This window comes from Rhodohalobacter barkolensis (assembly GCF_002834295.1).
GTDB lineage: Bacteria > Bacteroidota > Rhodothermia > Balneolales > Balneolaceae > Rhodohalobacter > Rhodohalobacter barkolensis.
In genome coordinates this window covers 886607-902539 of the sequence record NZ_PISP01000001.1, presented here as the reverse complement: position 1 = coordinate 902539, position 15933 = coordinate 886607, and the positions used below count along the sequence as shown (strand labels likewise).

15 protein-coding genes and 1 tRNA gene are annotated in these 15933 nt (G+C 40.3%); 10 read left to right on the top strand and 6 right to left on the bottom strand.

Annotated features, from left to right (window positions below):
• Nucleotides 1-15 precede the first annotated feature (15 nt).
• Genes trpA through CWD77_RS03725 form a run of 3 tightly spaced genes read left to right on the top strand, consistent with a single transcriptional unit; the run spans nt 16 to nt 2756 of the window.
• Entirely contained in the window at nt 16-828 is an 813-nt protein-coding gene (trpA, locus tag CWD77_RS03735; protein ID WP_101071876.1) for a tryptophan synthase subunit alpha, read from the top strand.
• Nucleotides 829-856: 28 nt separating this feature from the next.
• A complete protein-coding gene (locus tag CWD77_RS03730) occupies nt 857-1942 on the top strand; it encodes a DUF4837 family protein (protein WP_240596637.1) in 1086 nt (361 codons plus the stop codon).
• Nucleotides 1943-1973: 31 nt separating this feature from the next.
• Nucleotides 1974-2756 (top strand): methyltransferase domain-containing protein, encoded by a 783-nt coding sequence (locus tag CWD77_RS03725; protein WP_101071875.1) that lies wholly within the window; start codon nt 1974-1976, stop codon nt 2754-2756.
• Between the two features lie 7 nt (nt 2757-2763).
• On the opposite strand, the gene CWD77_RS03720 is transcribed toward CWD77_RS03725, so the two are convergent.
• Complete coding sequence (locus CWD77_RS03720) at nt 2764-3720, bottom strand: phosphoribosylaminoimidazolesuccinocarboxamide synthase (RefSeq protein WP_101071874.1); 957 nt, start codon at nt 3718-3720, stop codon at nt 2764-2766.
• A 10-nt stretch (nt 3721-3730) separates the two neighbouring features.
• Entirely contained in the window at nt 3731-4756 is a 1026-nt protein-coding gene (locus tag CWD77_RS03715) for a LacI family DNA-binding transcriptional regulator (RefSeq protein WP_101071873.1), read from the bottom strand.
• A 154-nt stretch (nt 4757-4910) separates the two neighbouring features.
• Here CWD77_RS03715 and CWD77_RS03710 point away from each other — a divergent pair, with 154 nt between their 5' ends.
• The 5 genes from CWD77_RS03710 (at nt 4911) to CWD77_RS03690 (ending at nt 10005) form a co-directional block, all read left to right on the top strand.
• Complete coding sequence (locus tag CWD77_RS03710) at nt 4911-5906, top strand: phytoene/squalene synthase family protein (protein ID WP_240596635.1); 996 nt, start codon at nt 4911-4913, stop codon at nt 5904-5906.
• Between the two features lie 182 nt (nt 5907-6088).
• A complete protein-coding gene (locus tag CWD77_RS03705) occupies nt 6089-6802 on the top strand; it encodes an esterase family protein (RefSeq protein ID WP_101071872.1) in 714 nt (237 codons plus the stop codon).
• A 9-nt stretch (nt 6803-6811) separates the two neighbouring features.
• Nucleotides 6812-8317 (top strand): acetyl-CoA carboxylase biotin carboxylase subunit, encoded by a 1506-nt coding sequence (gene accC / locus CWD77_RS03700; protein ID WP_101071871.1) that lies wholly within the window; start codon nt 6812-6814, stop codon nt 8315-8317.
• Between the two features lie 3 nt (nt 8318-8320).
• Nucleotides 8321-9244, top strand: coding sequence for an N-acetylmuramic acid 6-phosphate etherase (murQ, locus tag CWD77_RS03695; RefSeq protein ID WP_101071870.1), 924 nt, complete (start codon nt 8321-8323; stop codon nt 9242-9244).
• Between the two features lie 107 nt (nt 9245-9351).
• On the top strand, nt 9352-10005 hold the full coding sequence (locus CWD77_RS03690) for an energy transducer TonB (RefSeq protein ID WP_101071869.1): 654 nt from the start codon (nt 9352-9354) through the stop codon (nt 10003-10005).
• Nucleotides 10006-10129: 124 nt separating this feature from the next.
• Here CWD77_RS03690 and CWD77_RS03685 read toward each other — a convergent pair.
• From CWD77_RS03685 to CWD77_RS03670, 4 genes are all read right to left on the bottom strand, one after another.
• Nucleotides 10130-10216: transfer RNA gene (locus tag CWD77_RS03685), tRNA-Ser, on the bottom strand.
• A 53-nt stretch (nt 10217-10269) separates the two neighbouring features.
• Nucleotides 10270-10884: a bifunctional nicotinamidase/pyrazinamidase gene (gene pncA, locus CWD77_RS03680; protein WP_101071868.1), complete on the bottom strand. Its 615-nt coding sequence runs from the start codon at nt 10882-10884 to the stop codon at nt 10270-10272.
• 4 nt (nt 10885-10888) lie between these two features.
• Nucleotides 10889-12295, bottom strand: a complete 1407-nt coding sequence (locus CWD77_RS03675) for a nicotinate phosphoribosyltransferase (RefSeq protein ID WP_101071867.1) — start codon at nt 12293-12295, stop codon at nt 10889-10891.
• A 73-nt stretch (nt 12296-12368) separates the two neighbouring features.
• Nucleotides 12369-13175, bottom strand: a complete 807-nt coding sequence (locus CWD77_RS03670) for a UbiA prenyltransferase family protein (protein WP_101071866.1) — start codon at nt 13173-13175, stop codon at nt 12369-12371.
• 144 nt (nt 13176-13319) lie between these two features.
• Between CWD77_RS03670 and CWD77_RS03665 the strand changes: the two genes are divergently transcribed.
• Together CWD77_RS03665 and CWD77_RS03660 are read left to right on the top strand one after the other, a co-directional pair.
• On the top strand, nt 13320-15041 hold the full coding sequence (locus CWD77_RS03665; RefSeq protein ID WP_165779065.1) for an Ig-like domain-containing domain: 1722 nt from the start codon (nt 13320-13322) through the stop codon (nt 15039-15041).
• A gap of 1 nt (nt 15042) precedes the next feature.
• Nucleotides 15043-15912, top strand: coding sequence for a mechanosensitive ion channel family protein (locus tag CWD77_RS03660; RefSeq protein ID WP_240596633.1), 870 nt, complete (start codon nt 15043-15045; stop codon nt 15910-15912).
• Nucleotides 15913-15933 lie beyond the last annotated feature (21 nt).

Genomic DNA, 15933 nt, shown 5'->3' with positions numbered 1-15933 from the left:
TCAATACATGATTTCATGAGTAATAACAGTTCGCGTATTCAATCAATTTTTCAAAGCAGGGAAGAGGACGATAAAATCATGTCTCTGTTTCTTACGGCCGGATATCCCGATTTGGATTCAACCGCAGATCTAATTCTTGGATTTGAAAAAAATGGAGCTGATCTGATTGAATTGGGAATGCCGTTCAGTGATCCTCTTGCCGATGGTCCCACCATTCAACAGGCAAGTAATATTGCGATCGAAAATGGTATTACGATGAAACGGATTTTCGATATCGTCAGTGAGGTTCGGAAAAGTTCTCAAATACCGATTATTCTGATGGGATATATCAATCCGGTATTGCGTTTTGGAGTGGCTGAATTCTGTAAACAGGCGTCTGAAAGTGGCGTTGATGGTTTAATCATTCCGGACGCACCGCTTGAAGAGTCTTCGTTGATATCGGAAGAAGCGGATAAGAATAACTTGGATATCATCTATCTTGTAGCACCAAATTCGACAGATGAACGGATGAAAAAAGTTGACCAAGCCAGCAAAGGTTTTGTTTACTGTGTGTCTGTTACCGGTGTAACCGGAGCCCGGCAGGGTGATGAAGTTGCTAAATCTGTGAGTAAGTTTATAGATCGGGTGAACGCTAATGTGGTTAATAATCCAAAACTGGTAGGATTTGGCATTAAGAATCATGAAGATGCACAGATCATATCTAAAGATCTTGATGGTTTTATTGTCGGCAGTGCGCTCATAGATACTATCAAAAAGAACTATCCGGAAAATGGTTGGCAAGAAAATGTTTTTCAATTTGTTAAAGAATTGAAATTTGGGAATATTTGATCCATCAAATTCAAACTTGAACATGACTATGAAAAATTATCTATATCTGATTCCTGTACTTTTAATTCTATTCATTGTGTCGGCATGTGAGTCGGATTACAGACCGATGTCGATCGGTCAAATCGATGAGGTGATCGTTGTAATGGATTCCACTGAGTGGGATAGTGATACCGCTCTTGCAATTGAGGAGACATTTGGAAAAGCAATTGAAACTGTTCCCAGTTATGAACCCACATACAGGCTGATATTTCGCGATTTCAGTAATAACGATCAGCTTGATCAGCTTCGTGAAAGTAAGAATATCATTTTTGCATCACCTATTGACGCAGAGTCTAATGTTGGTACGTTTATCCGGGCCGTATTAAGTGACGAGATAGAAGAGCGTGTCCGTTCCGGTGAAAGTTTTGCATTTCCCTTGGAAGACCGCTGGGTACGAGATCAATGGACCTTAATCCTTGCATCGAATGATGACCAAGAGCTTTCAGAAAAAATCAGAAACTCTGAAGAATCTTTAGTCGGGCATTTGATGGATCGTGAATTTGAACGTCGCATTCAAGAGGTATATCGACGAGGAGAGCAGGTTGCGATCAGCGATTCACTGTGGGAAAATCATGGATGGAAAGTCCGGATGCAGCACGATTATATTGAGACAGTTGACACCACCAACGTAAAAGTGTACCGAAGAGCTCTGCCAGATAATGATCGATGGATCCTTGCGTGGTGGAAGGATGACGTTCCGAATACTGATTTTATTGACGATGAGTGGATCAATGCAACCAGAGATTCACTGCTCCAGCAATATGTTCAGGGTACGAGAGAAGGGTCGTATATCACCACAGAATATGGCAGAAGTGTGATTACAAAGGAGATGGATCTGGATAGCCGACTGACCGGATTTGAAACACTCGGTACCTGGAGAATGACCAACGACTTTATGGGCGGACCGTTTGTAAATTTCTTTTATCACGATCCGGAAACGGAGCGACTTTTTATGATCGAATATGGTCAATTTGCTCCAAGTGTTTCTAAAAGGAGATTTGTTCGTCAGTTCAGGGCAATGGGAAGAACATTTGAGGCTGATTCTACATGGAATTCACCTTCCGAAACGAATTGAAAGGTTGAATAGAATAGAGCAGTATATCTGAATGGATTTTCCCAAAAGTGAGATTATCGAGCGGTTTTCTGAATCGGTTGATTATTATAATGAACATGCTACCATTCAAAAAACAACGGCTGAGAGGTTAGCCAACGCACTTCAACCCTGGCAATACTCTCTGCCGGAAGGTCCCATCATCGAAGTTGGGGCCGGAACGGGATTTTTCTCCAAACATCTCATAGAGATGTATCCCGGGCGGGAATTAATTCTTTCGGATGTATCTTACGAGATGGTTCAATTCTGTGAGAATAACTTTTCTGAGGGTAAACATGTCTCATTTAAAACAATGGATGTGGAATCCTTTGATTGGCCTGAAAATAAATATTCTTTGATTGCCGGTAATTTTGTGGCACAGTGGTTAAAACACCCGGCTGAGGTCATGTCTAAAATGGCTCAGTCACTCAAACCCGGTGGTTTTCTGTTGATGTCGTTTCCGGGAAGTGAATCTTTTCCACAGTGGAGAAAATATTGTCTGGATCTGGGAATACCATTCACTGCCAATCCGCTGCCTGATATTGAAGAAGTGGTTGTGAAGCTTTCGATGGGGCCTGTAAAAGTGGACTATTACGAAGATCAATCCAATGAAGAATATAATTCTGTATATGAATTTTATGATCATCTGAAAAGATCAGGAACCGGAACCAGTTTTACCGGGAAAAAGATCTCGGCCAAGCAGCTGGAATTACTCAATAACTACTGGAAAGAACAGAATGGCGGAAAAGTATATGTGCACTACCACACGGCTTTTATCGCAGTAAAAAGGGATTTATAAAAGTAAATTAGCTTAAGTCCCGAAAGACTTGGTCCAGATCCTTATTGATGTTTTCGATTATAACGGGCTCAAACTCTTCACCTGTTAAGGTTTCAAAAAGCTCAGAGTAGCGCTGATAAATACTCCATCTGAACTGATCGGGCAGGTTGGGTAGGTTTTGTCCCTCCAAACCCTGGAAATCATGTTCCATCAGCCATTCACGTAAAAATTCCTTCGATAGCTGTCGCTGGGGTTCACGTTTTTTTTGTCTCTCTTCATATCCCTCAGAGTAGAAATATCGAGAAGAATCAGAGGTATGCACTTCATCAATCAAGGTTAACTCACCATTATAGAGTCCAAATTCATATTTGGTATCTACCAGAATTAAACCCTGCTTAGCGGCAACGTTTGTCCCACGTTCAAAGAGCCTGAAAGCAACAGATCGGATTTTATCCCACAGGGTTTCGTCTATAATACCTTGATTTAGTATTTCGTCTTCCGAAATGTCTTCATCATGGCCTTCCATTGCTTTTGTGGCGGGTGTCAAAATTGGCTCCGGAAACTTTTGATGTTCAATCATACCGTCAGGCATTCTTACACCACAAATCTCGCGGGCACCGGAACGGTATACCCTCCAGGCGTGACCGGTTAAATACCCACGTATTACCACTTCGATAGGAAGGGGCTCACACTTTTTAGCAATTGTAACGTTTGGGTGGGGAACATCAATAATGTGGTTGGCTACGATATCAGAAACCTTATCAAATGAAAATGCCGAAAGCTGATTTAGGATCTGACCTTTAAACGGAATCGCCTGCTTCATGATATGATCAAATGCAGAAATTCGATCAGTCACAACAATTCCAAGTGTATCCTTATTTAGTGTATAAACATCCCTGACTTTGCCGCGATAGGGTTCGTCGATAGATTCCAGATTTGTGTTGGAGGTTGTGATACAGTGACGGAGCGCCTCCTGCTGATTCATCTTAAGTCAGTTATTTATTTGGATTGTTAGTAGAATTACGTGGTACAAGAACAGGATCAATGGCGATTTGTAGTTTATGATCAGCTTCACCATTAATGATTTCCGCCAATCGCTTGGTGGCCTTAACACCAATGGAGTACATGCTTTGATCTACAGTGGTAAGATCTAGGTATTTGGTGAACTTGATATTGTCGTATCCCATCAGCCCGATATCTTCCGGTACTTTGATCCCTAATTTGTTTAAAGCGTGGTAAGCACCAATTGCCTGTGTGTCATTAGCACAAAAAATAGCATCCGGAAATTGACCCATTCGGTCATATTCATAAACGGCTTCAAACCCGGCTTCTTCAGTAAAACCAGCGTGCTTTGTACTTTGTCCTGTTAGGAACAGCTCCTCATTGATTGGCATTTTAAACTCTTTTAATGCATCAATAAAACCCTGTTCTCTCAACATTCCGGCTTTTGTTTCTAATGCCGGTCTGATCAATCCGATATTTTCGTATCCTTGCTTGACAAGGTGTTCCCCGGCAATAAATCCGCCTCTGCGATGATTTAAATCAATATAGTCGTACTCCGGGTGGGAACTACCAATTAACACAATGGGCATACCTGATGCCTGAATCTGTTTATGTACATTCTCATCGATGTCAATACTGATGCTGATAACGGTATCAGCCGTTCCACGATTGAAGAAGTTCTCAATTCCCTCTTTAGGATTCTTTGATCCGGTATTGTAAATAACAATATCAAGATCCATCGAATCAATCTCATCCTTAACACCTTTTAGTACTTCATTATAAAAGGGAGTTGTAAAGGAGGGGACAGCTATAGCAAGCATCTGAGGTTTTCTGCTGGCAAGTTTTCGCGCACTAACCTGTGGCCGAAAATTCAATTCATCAATGGCCTCCTGAACTTTTATTTTTGTCTTATCTGATACGTTAGGTGAATTATTTAAAACTCTTGATACTGTAGAAATAGCAACACCTGCCCGGTTTGCTACCTGATAGATTGTAACTTTTTTGCTTTGAGACTTCATTCGAACACTATTTAATTATGATCCTTTTAAAAAGGATACAAAAAATCAAAATACCCTTAATTAAGTTGATGTTAAAATAGCAGAAAAAAAGCAGAATTTGATAAAATTTTACCGTGGTCAGGAACTATTTGCAGTGTTGCACGCATTGCGTATAATGAACATACAGATAAATATGATCATGACCGGCCTTTTTAAACTTCCATATACGCTTTTACGTCCTATTTACGAGAAAACCAGTTTTCATCAATCGGTTATTTCTGAATTGGATAACGAACGTCTAAAAAATGCATATGCTCACTGCAGAGAAATCACAAAAATCCACGCCAAGACGTTTTACATGGCTACCCGATTTCTTCCAAATCATAAGCAGAGAAGCATCTTCGCGATTTATGGACTGTGCCGCTACCTGGATGATCTAGTTGACGAAGCTGAAGATTTAATCCTCAAAAAGAAAATTAGTCCGTTAGATGTTATTGAAAAGCTTGAAAACTTTAAGCTTAATCTGGTGGATACCTACAGGGGATCTGCACAAGACGATCCAATTTTAATTGCTTTCTCCGACACATTGAATCTATACAAGATTCCGCTTGACCTACCATTACAGTTGATGGATGGAGTAAAAATGGATCTTGTCAAAAATAGGTACAGTAACTTCAATGAACTTTACGACTATTCATATAAAGTGGCTTCAGTAGTAGGCCTAATGACCAGTGAAATATTTGGCTACAAAGATCCTAAAGCCTTGGAACACGCCGTTGATTTGGGAATTGCAATGCAGTTGACGAATATTTTGCGTGATATTGGAGAAGATCTTGAACGAGACAGGATCTACCTACCACAAGATGAGCTTAAAGATTTTGGCTTATCCGAATCTGATCTGTTCAGTCATAAATTAGACGAGAGGTTTGTTGATTTTATGAAGTTTCAGATTGAACGGGCAAATGAATACTACCGAAGCGCTGATGAAGGAATTCCTATGTTAAACAGGGACAGCCGGCTTCCTGTATGTCTGGCTCGGGAAAACTATTCTCGGATTCTTTCAAAAATTGAAGAGAATAACTTTAACGTTTACGATAGAAGAGCATTTCTAAATTCTACTGAAAAGCTTTCCATGGTACCTAAGGTCATGTATAGCCTCAGATCAGCATAAATTTGTAATCCCCTTTTATTCTTCAGAAAAGCGCTTACAAGAGAGAGAAAAATTCCTATCTTTTAGTACACAGTTATTGCATGCTGGATAGCGATTATGAGCGGTTATTTAAACATTTATGCATATAATAATTAAGTATGAATAGTAACTTTAAAACTGAAAAAGGAAGGTACTAAAAGACGATGCAAAGGGAATATAGAAAATGGAAAAGCCCCACACTTGGGCGCGATATGGAGTTGTTGGTGTTTGGAAAAGAGGGAACACCGGTTTTGATTTTTCCGACAGAAGAAGGAAGATTTTTTGAATGGGAAGATCAGGGAATAATGGATAGTGTGGGTGAACAAATTGAGCTGGGCTATAATCAGTTTTTTTGTGTAGACAGCATAGATAATGAGAGCTTTTTGAATAAAGATGTAGATCCATACACACGTGTTATTCGTGAAAACCAATACCAGATGTACATCAAGGATGAAGTTGTTCCATTTATTGAAGAGAAAAATAACAATCCATATTTAATTACTGCCGGTGCGGGATTGGGCGCCTATCACTCTTTGGTATTTGCACTGAAATTCCCTGAGCTGATTGATAAGGTATTGGCAATGTCCGGTTACTACGACATCAACATTCATTTAAACGGGTTTAAAGACGACAATAGTTACTACAACAATCCCATTGAATTTATACCTAATCTGCATGATCAGGAGATTTTAAAAAACATCTCTACGATTGATATTCGATTATTGAGTTATATGAATGATCCATACCGGGAGGCTACGGAAAAAATGAGTGATATCTTATGGTTGAAATTTATAGACCATGAACACTATGTTTGGGAAGAGGAATCAAGCAACCCATGGACGCTTATTTCTTCTATGTTTAAAGAAAACCTGTTCTAAATCCAGTTTATGTCTCAAATTAAAAAGGTACTGATTGCAAATCGTGGAGAGATCGCTCTACGAGTAATCCGAAGCTGTAAGGAAAAAAATATCAAAACTGTAGCAGTCTATTCTCGTCCTGATGCAACCGCACCACACGTAATGGCTGCAGATGAGTCTGTTTTTATCGGTGAAGCGGCATCTTCTGAAAGTTATCTTTCAATGGAGAAAATAATATCTGCAGCTAAGGATACAGGAGCAGATGCAATTCACCCCGGCTACGGATTTTTAAGTGAAAATGCGTCTTTCGCAAAAAAATGCATGGATTCCGGTATTATCTTTATCGGCCCAAGACCGGATGCTATAGATTTAATGGGGGATAAAACCAAAGCTCGTGAACTTATGGCCAAGGCCAACGTACCTTATCCTCCCGGTACGGAATCGGCTATGAAAGATATCGATAAGGCAAGAGTGATTGCCGATGAGATCGGTTATCCCGTTTTAGTTAAGGCGGCTGCCGGCGGCGGTGGAAAGGGAATGCGAATTGTTCATGATCCAGCGGATTTTGATAAAAGTGTGAAAGCTGCAAAATCGGAAGCCAAAAATGCTTTTGGGGATGATCGTGTATACATCGAAAAATATCTTGAACAGCCGCGTCATATTGAGTTTCAAATTTTGGCTGATGAAAAAGGAAATACAGTTCATTTATATGAACGAGAGTGTTCGATACAGCGAAGGCATCAAAAAGTAATTGAAGAAGCTCCATCCTCGGTTTTGACACCTCAATTAAGAGCTGAAATGGGCGAGGCGGCAGTAAATGCTGCAAAAGCCTGTAACTATGTTGGAGCTGGAACTGTAGAATTTTTGGTGGACAAACACCTGAATTTTTACTTCCTGGAAATGAACACCCGCCTTCAGGTAGAACACCCGGTTACGGAATTGATTACAGGTCTGGATCTGGTTTCCCTTCAAATTGATGTGGCTGAAGGAAAAGAGTTACCCTTTACCCAAGAAGATGTCCAGGCAAACGGCCATGCTATAGAGTGCAGGATTTATGCCGAAGACCCGGCCGATAACTTTCTGCCAAGTACAGGCCTCTTACAAAAACACAGAATCCCTGCAGGACCCGGAGTGCGTGTTGATGCCGGGGTTGAAGAGGGACAGGAAGTTACCATCAACTATGATCCGATGATTTCTAAACTCTGCACACATTCCACAGATCGTAAGAGTGCAATTGCAAGAATGCTGCGTGCTTTGGAAGAGTATGAAATCGCCGGTGTACGTACAACAATTCCGTTCTGTGAATTTACGTTGAGGAATGAATCATTCGTTAACGGGCAATACGATACTCATTTTGTACAGGATCATTATACACCGGTTGTAGAGGATCTTAAAAAAACAGATCAATCGGAGGTGATTTCGATTGTTGCTGCTCTGTTGAAAAAAAGATCAAATAAGTACGACTCTAATCACAATCAAACCAGTGTAGTTGCAAATACAACTGCAGATCAGTGGTGGAAAAATAGAACCTCTTAGTTCGTGAAGGAAAATCAAACACTTTTTAAACAGCTTGAAAGGCTACTTACTGAACAGCGAAATCCTAACAGCCGGGAGATTGATCTTGCTGATTCCCGTACGATTGTTTCGATTATCAACGATGAAGATAAGAAAGTGGCCCAAAGTGTTGAACAGCGATTAGATGAGATAGCATCTGCAATTGATACCATTGTAGATCATTTAAAAAAAGGGGGCAGGCTACTCTATTTTGGTGCGGGTACAAGTGGAAGGTTGGGTGTACTTGATGCTTCTGAATGTCCGCCAACTTTTGGGACTGACCCGGAAACCGTTCAGGGATTCATCGCCGGAGGAAAAGAAGCGATGTTTGTTGCACAGGAGGGAGCAGAAGATAGTGAAGAGGAAGGAGTAAAAGAGCTGAGGAGACTAAATGTAACATCCAATGACATAGTTGTGGGCCTGGCAGCCAGTGGACGCACACCCTATGTACATGGCGCAATAAAGGAAGCCCGGCGAATTGGATCACCAACCATTTTTGTAACTACCGTCTCTGCAGATCAGGTTGACCTTGAAGTAACCCATATGATTGATATACCTGTTGGTCCGGAAGTGATTATGGGAAGTACGCGCATGAAAAGTGCAACAGCTCAGAAAATGGTCCTCAATATGTTTACTACCGGAGCGATGATTCGGTTGGGGAAAGTGTATCAGAATGTAATGGTTGATCTACAGCTGACTAACAAGAAACTTGAAGAGAGAGCAAAACGAATCGTTATGATATTGGCAGACCTTGAGTACAAAGAGGCATCTGAATATCTGAACAAGGCTGATCATCATGTTAAAACCGCTCTTTTGATGGCGCTTGGAAATCTCGACAAGAATCAGGCAGAAGAAGAATTAAGGCTGAATGACGGTTTTATCAGAAAAGCATTAATAAAACTTCAATAAATCTAAGTTCAGACAAATCAAAATCGGTAACAATTCGTTAGTTTATCTGTCTTTGATGCTCAATCATTAATTACCCCGAATTGTCGAATCAATCCACAGAACGCCGAATGCCTGAACCGGTTTACCGAAACCGATACCTGCTGGCCGTTGTTCTTATAGAAGTATTATTGATTGCCGCCATAAATTTATGGCCTGAAACAGAATACGAACCAGAGTTGACATTCGAACTACCACCTCAAGAGCAGGTATTTCTGGATGATATTGAAGTTACTCGTCAAGAAACATCACCTCCGCCACCTCCCAGACCAATTTTGCCAAACCCGGTTCCAAGTGATGAAGTTGTGGAAATTGAACTTGATGTAGAACTTGATCTTGATCTTCCCGAACTGCCCGATTTGGAAGAAGGATTTGGAACCGGAGAGTTTGGCGATGAAGAGAGAATTGTCTCAAATCCTCAAATTCCTCCAACTGTTGTCCGAATTGTGGAGGCTACCGCTCCGGAGTCGGTACCTGATGAGTATAAGGGAAAGCTCGAAATGATTGTAAACTTTTTAGTTGATGAAGAGGGAAATGTAGAAGAGGCTAGTGTGATGGAAATAAGGCTTTATGATGAATCCGGAAGCAGCTATGAAGAACTGCCTTTTGTTCAATACGGTTTGATGGACGCGGTTCTGAGAGCAGCCATGCAGTGGCAATTCAGGCCCGCCCGACAGGATGGCGAACCGGTGAAAGCCTTTACAAGGCAGAGATTTAATTATTGAATACAGGTATACGGTTTAAGGTATATGATATTCGTGATTTGAGAAAAGTAGGTTTGGCTGTTTATCGGTATTGCAGACAATTAACTGCGTCTGTTGATAATGATATACCAATTAAAGAAAAGAGCGGAGAGAAAGGGATTCGAACCCTTGGTACCCTTGCGGGCACACTCGCTTTCCAGGCGAGCCCATTCGACCACTCTGGCATCTCTCCAAAAAATCCAAGACTCAAAAGATAGTGTATTCAGCCTGCAGTTTCAACGAAATTTATTTTAAAATTTCTTCTGAATCTGTAATTCTTACACCTTTTTCTTTCATCTCTTTCCATGCTGCATCAAGTGAACCATTCAGGTCAATTCCTTTTACAGCATCTTCTACGATGTGCATGGTAAATCCTTCATCAATTCCGTCTAAAATAGACCATTTAACACAAAAATCGGTGGCCAGGCCAACAGTATAAAGATCAGTTATACCGCGCTGTTGTAAATATCCTGTCAAACCTGTTGTTGTTTCCTGGTCATTCTCGAAGAAAGTAGAGTAGGAGTCAATGGCCTTTCTGAACCCTTTTCTTATAATCACCTGAGATTTCAGAGTATTCAGTTCTGAATGAAATTCGGCTCCATTTGTGCCTTGTACACAGTGATCGGGCCAGAGTACCTGACTTCCATATTCAACTTCGATAGTGTTATATGGCTCTTTGCCTTCGTGTGACGACGCAAAAGAGGAGTGACCTTCGGGGTGCCAATCCTGTGTCTGTATAATCACATCAAAATGCTCAATTAACTGGTTTACGGTGGGAATAATGGCATCGCCATCCGGAACGGCCAATGCACCGCCGGGGCAAAAATCATTTTGAATGTCTACAATTAAGAGTGCTTTCATAGATTTAAGATTTGAATAGTTTTAAAAGTGCGTCTCGTTTTTCCATCAGATTTGTACTGATGCCCACTTTATAGATGTGTGGGTTTTCAAGTCGTTTATATTCGGGCTGAAGCAGATTCAATCTCTGTTTTGCGTACTTAGCAATCTCTTTCACTTCCGGCAAATTTGATACAATTCTGCCATTTTTAATAACCGGTTGAAGTAGATCTTCAAATTCCCGGCTGGTCACATCGCTCTTCTTGGCCGGAAACGTAGGATGATGCATTCGCTCAATGGTTTTTTCCTGATCAAATAGAATGGCATCCCCATAAAACGTACCGTCATCATTGCAGTAGCGAAATATCTTTTTATTTCCCGGGAGCGTAATCTTTTCAATATTTTCAGAAATTTTCAATTTAGGAGTTCCGTCTACAGAATTTAGCTTGTAAACTCCATCCAAAGCAGGAGTGGTGTGGCCGGTAACTAAACGAGTTCCAACTCCAAATATATCAATTGGGGCATTTTGTGTTCTTAAACTGTGGATGACTCTCTCATCCAATTGGTTTGAAGCTGCGATTTTTACATAACCTAAACCGGCATCATCAAGTTGTTTACGGGATTGTTTTGAGAAGTAGGCCAGATCACCGCTATCTAATCGAATGGCCTTCATTTTGTGTCCATTCTCTTCAAGTTCTTTGGCAACTTTTATTGCATTTGGAACCCCGCATCCCAGGGTGTCGTACGTATCGACCAAAAGCGTGGTGTCGTCCGGATAGTACTTAGCATAGGTTTGGAATGCATCCAGCTCGGAATCGTAGGATTGAATCCAGGAGTGGGCCATTGTTCCTCCGGCAGGTACATCAAACCGCTGTGCTGAATAGACGTTTGAGGTTCCGTCAAAACCGCCTATCATGGCTGCTCTGGTAGCGTGAATGCCACCAAGCCCCTGAGAGCGTCTGAGGCCAAAATCGAGTACTATTGGACCCTCTCCGGCCGCTAATTTAATCCGCGCGGCTTTCGTGGCTATAAGTGATTGAAAGTTTAAAATATTCAATAGTAGAGTTTCAATCAGCTGAGTTTCGAGGAGGTTACCCTCTACGCGAAGAATCGGTTCGGTGGGAAAAACAATCTCTCCCTCTTTTACCGAGTAGATATTTCCCTTGAACTGAAAGTCTTGTAGATAATCCAGGAACTCCTTTTTAAAATTCTCTTTTCGTAAATATTCAATCTCCTCTTCGCTGAATGAAAAATTTTGAATGGTTTCAATCAGTTCATTCAATCCTGCAAAAATTACATAACCGCCTTTAAAAGGAATTTTTCTGAAAAAATAGTCGAAACCGGCACTTTTTTGATGCTTTCCTGAGAGAAAATATCCCTGCGCCATCGTGAGTTCATAGTAGTCGGTGTATGATGCAGGATTGTTTATGTACATGTTTTATTTATTAGGTGAACTTTCAGGGCTAAAAATAGAGAAGTGATCGCCAATCCAAAAGCTGTAATTCACTTTATGTCAATAAAAAGAGGGCTATAAACCAAACGATTGGAATTCCTTCAATCCAGAAAGAAGCGTAGTAACGTGATTGGAAAAGTGGGGTATTTAAAGTTATAACCAAAAGAATTAGTGAAATTACAATAAATACTGCACTTGCAGTGAATATTTTATATGGGAATATGATTTCAACTCCAATAACGATGACGATCAAAACAGTACTTAAATATTTGGAATTATTTATTCCAATGAGCTGGGGAATCGTTTTAATTTGCCCAGAATCTGTTCGAAGATCCCTGAGATCAAATGGAAGAGTCAATATAATCACTATTAAAAATCTTTGAAGGGCCTCAATCCAAAGTATCTTCTCGGATCCTATATTTTCTTTTAAACCGGGTAGTACAACAGTAAAACCGGTCCAGACGATAGCAATTATTAGGATCTTAATACCGGTTATACTTCTCAAATTTTTAAATCGGTTTATAACAGGATGGGAATAGTAAAAAGAGAGCATAGCTAAAGCGGAGAGGAATAATATTTCACCCCAATCAAAAGAGGGTAAAAAAATAGCAATTCCAACCACAGAAATTGAAGTAATAAAAAGGATAATTTTCAGTTTTGAAGTAAGTCTGTGAGATTTATGAAGGATGACATCAGAGTATTTGATATAATTATAACCTGAAATTGTGCAGAAAAAGGTAAAGAAGATCATTCCCGGGTCAATACGTAAACCCAAGTGGAGATAGGTTAATGCCGTAAAAGAAGCTATAGAAACCGCTACATGGATACTGCTTTTTATATAAAGGTCAAAAATCGTTTTCATGAATTTAGTTACACATCTTGATGTCAATTCTATCTGATATAATTCATCCGGGAGTAATACGATTCGAACTGCAAATTCTCTATATTTGCACCACAATCTTTTAAGTTTACAAAATCCATGAACACAGATCGACAAGCAGGCAAAATGTCAGGTACAAAACGTGGTATACTATCTATTCTATTTGTATTCATATCTGTAATAATTGGCCTGAGTTGTGCAACACCGGTTGCACCCACCGGTGGACCGCCCGATCGGGAAGGACCTGAAGTTATTGAAACAATACCGGAAAACGGAACAACTAATTTTTCAGATGATGAGGTTCGTTTTACTTTTGATCAGTTTGTAGATCGCAGTTCAGTCAGACAAAATGTAAGTATTGAGCCTGATTTAGCCATTCCTTTTGAAATCAACTTTAGAAGAAAAACTGTAATCGTTTCTTTTGAGCGCGAACTCCCTGAAAATACCACGATCATTATTAAGCTGGGTGTTGATATTACGGATACGCAAAGAAACAAGATGACAGGTTCATTTGACCTGGCACTTTCCACAGGAGATATTTTAGATGAGGGATCTGTAACAGCAAGGATATTGGATGCTGAAACGGGGAGTGCCGAAAGCGGTCAAAGAGTTTTTCTATATCGTGAACCGGTTGATTTTTCAGGCCGTGCAAATTATGTAGCGCAAACGGATACGGCCGGTACTGCAAATTTCGGTTATCTAAGCGAGGGTGAATACAGGGCAATTTGGGTCGATGATGTAAACCGAAATCGTACCTGGGAGAGTGGACGGGAGCTGGCTCAACCATTTACTGAGGAACGTTTTGAACTGGAAAGAAATGGTGAATTTGATTTGGGAACTTTGTTCGTTTCTATACCCGATACGGTTGCTCCAATCTTGGAAGGGGTCGGTTTACTATCTGAACGCAGGCTGCGAATAAGAAACAGCGAAGAAGTGGATTGGAGTCCGAATGCAACCTTATCTATTCAGGATACACTGGGTAAAGAACAGACCACAGCATTCCCACTTTATAAACAGGAATCAGATCCCACAGTATTTTTTGCAGAATCAGATGATCCACTTCAGGAAGGGGAGTTTTATACGGTTGAACCCAATCAATTCACAGATGTATCAGGGAATTCGCTTCAGGTCGATATCGACCCATTCGTAGGATCCTCTGAACCGGATACTACCGGACTGCGTCCCATATCTCACAATTCTCAAAATGGTCTATTCCCGGATGAATCACTCGAAATTACTTATTCAAAATTTATTGATGATGATGTCATTTCAGATTCATTACTGGTTTTTGAGGGAGATCAAATGTTTGATGATTGGCCCACTTTTGAAATTGACCGGCATATTCTGCGCATTTCACCTCAAGATGAAACATGGGAAAGTGGTCTTAGATACGAGTTCAGGGTTTGGGATCCATGGGAGTCTGAACATCTGCGTATAAATCCCGAGATTTGGCAAAGAAATCAATTGGGCAGTATTGAATTTATTATTGAAAATGCAGAGGCTGATCTGCCTCTAATTCTACAGGTTCACGATATGGATCGAAGTATCGAGGTGGATACGACATTTACTGATTCAACAATTGAAATTGATAATCTGCCGCCATTGGAATATCGTGCTATCCTTTTTCAGGATCTGAATGAAAATGGCAGATGGGATTCAGGGTCTGTTGATCCATTTCAAAAACCAGAACCGTATACTGTTCAGAGATCCATCCCCGTTCGTGAGGGGTTCACATCAGAAACACAAATGAGTTTTCCCAACAGAGATACTCTTTCTGTTGACCTGCCTGAGATTCCGGTCGAAGAAATCGAAAAATCTGACCAAGACACAACTAATAATGATTCTTAATATGCTATCAGATATTCTCATTCAATATCAATTACCCATAACTATTGCAATAATAATAATTGTAACTATTATTCTTGCAAGGGTTTCAAAACGTTTATTTAAAAAATTTATAGGCAGTAAGGTTACGGAAGATGAAGATCTTACAAACTATAAGTTTATTGAGCATTCTCTTTCAACCATTATCTATTTAGTAGGTTTTAGTCTCGCTATTTGGAGAATTCCAGCTCTTGAACATGTTGCACAATCGATGGTTGCCGGTGCAGGAATTTTAGCTATTGCTGTAGGTTTTGCATCCCAACAGGCTTTGGGAAATATCATAAGCGGACTCTTTATTGTGATCTATAAACCTTATGTAATTAATGACAGAATAACACTTCGAACCGACCTGAGAGGAGTTGTGGAAGATATCAGCTTAAGACATACGGTTATTCGAAATTTTGAGAATCAACGAATTATCATACCCAATTCAGTGATCAGCAATGAGGTTTTGATTAATTCCAATTTTAATGACTCAAAAATATGCCGTTTTATCGATGTTGGAATCAGTTATGGGTCGGATATCGATCTTGCGAAAAAAATTATTGCGGAAGAGATCGAAAATCACCCACTCAATATTGACGTGCGTACTCCAGAGGATATCGAAAATGATACAGCAAGAGTTTTTGTCAGAGTTCTGAGTCTGTTAGACTCCTCAGTAATGATTCGTGGCTGGGCCTGGGCGGAAGATGCTCAAAGTGCGTTTTTGCTTCAATGTGATGTGACAGAAAGCATTAAGAAAAGATTTGACAAAGAAGGAGTCGTTATTCCTTTTCCTCAACGTACGATCAGTTATTTAGACAATTCAAAGCCGGACATACCGAACCCAAATTAGATCGGACTTAGAATTACATGA

Bases quoted from the DNA above. Each gene is read 5' to 3' on its own strand.
- trpA (WP_101071876.1), top strand. From the start codon at position 16: ATGAGTAATAACAGTTCGCGTATTCAATCAATTTTTCAAAGCAGGGAA.
- CWD77_RS03730 (WP_240596637.1), top strand. From the start codon at position 857: ATGAAAAATTATCTATATCTGATTCCTGTACTTTTAATTCTATTCATT.
- CWD77_RS03725 (WP_101071875.1), top strand. From the start codon at position 1,974: ATGGATTTTCCCAAAAGTGAGATTATCGAGCGGTTTTCTGAATCGGTT.
- CWD77_RS03720 (WP_101071874.1), bottom strand. From the start codon at position 3,720: ATGAATCAGCAGGAGGCGCTCCGTCACTGTATCACAACCTCCAACACA.
- CWD77_RS03715 (WP_101071873.1), bottom strand. From the start codon at position 4,756: ATGAAGTCTCAAAGCAAAAAAGTTACAATCTATCAGGTAGCAAACCGG.
- CWD77_RS03710 (WP_240596635.1), top strand. From the start codon at position 4,911: ATGAACATACAGATAAATATGATCATGACCGGCCTTTTTAAACTTCCA.
- CWD77_RS03705 (WP_101071872.1), top strand. From the start codon at position 6,089: ATGCAAAGGGAATATAGAAAATGGAAAAGCCCCACACTTGGGCGCGAT.
- accC (WP_101071871.1), top strand. From the start codon at position 6,812: ATGTCTCAAATTAAAAAGGTACTGATTGCAAATCGTGGAGAGATCGCT.
- CWD77_RS03690 (WP_101071869.1), top strand. From the start codon at position 9,352: ATGCCTGAACCGGTTTACCGAAACCGATACCTGCTGGCCGTTGTTCTT.
- pncA (WP_101071868.1), bottom strand. From the start codon at position 10,884: ATGAAAGCACTCTTAATTGTAGACATTCAAAATGATTTTTGCCCCGGC.
- CWD77_RS03675 (WP_101071867.1), bottom strand. From the start codon at position 12,295: ATGTACATAAACAATCCTGCATCATACACCGACTACTATGAACTCACG.
- CWD77_RS03670 (WP_101071866.1), bottom strand. From the start codon at position 13,175: ATGAAAACGATTTTTGACCTTTATATAAAAAGCAGTATCCATGTAGCG.
- CWD77_RS03665 (WP_165779065.1), top strand. From the start codon at position 13,320: ATGTCAGGTACAAAACGTGGTATACTATCTATTCTATTTGTATTCATA.
- CWD77_RS03660 (WP_240596633.1), top strand. From the start codon at position 15,043: ATGCTATCAGATATTCTCATTCAATATCAATTACCCATAACTATTGCA.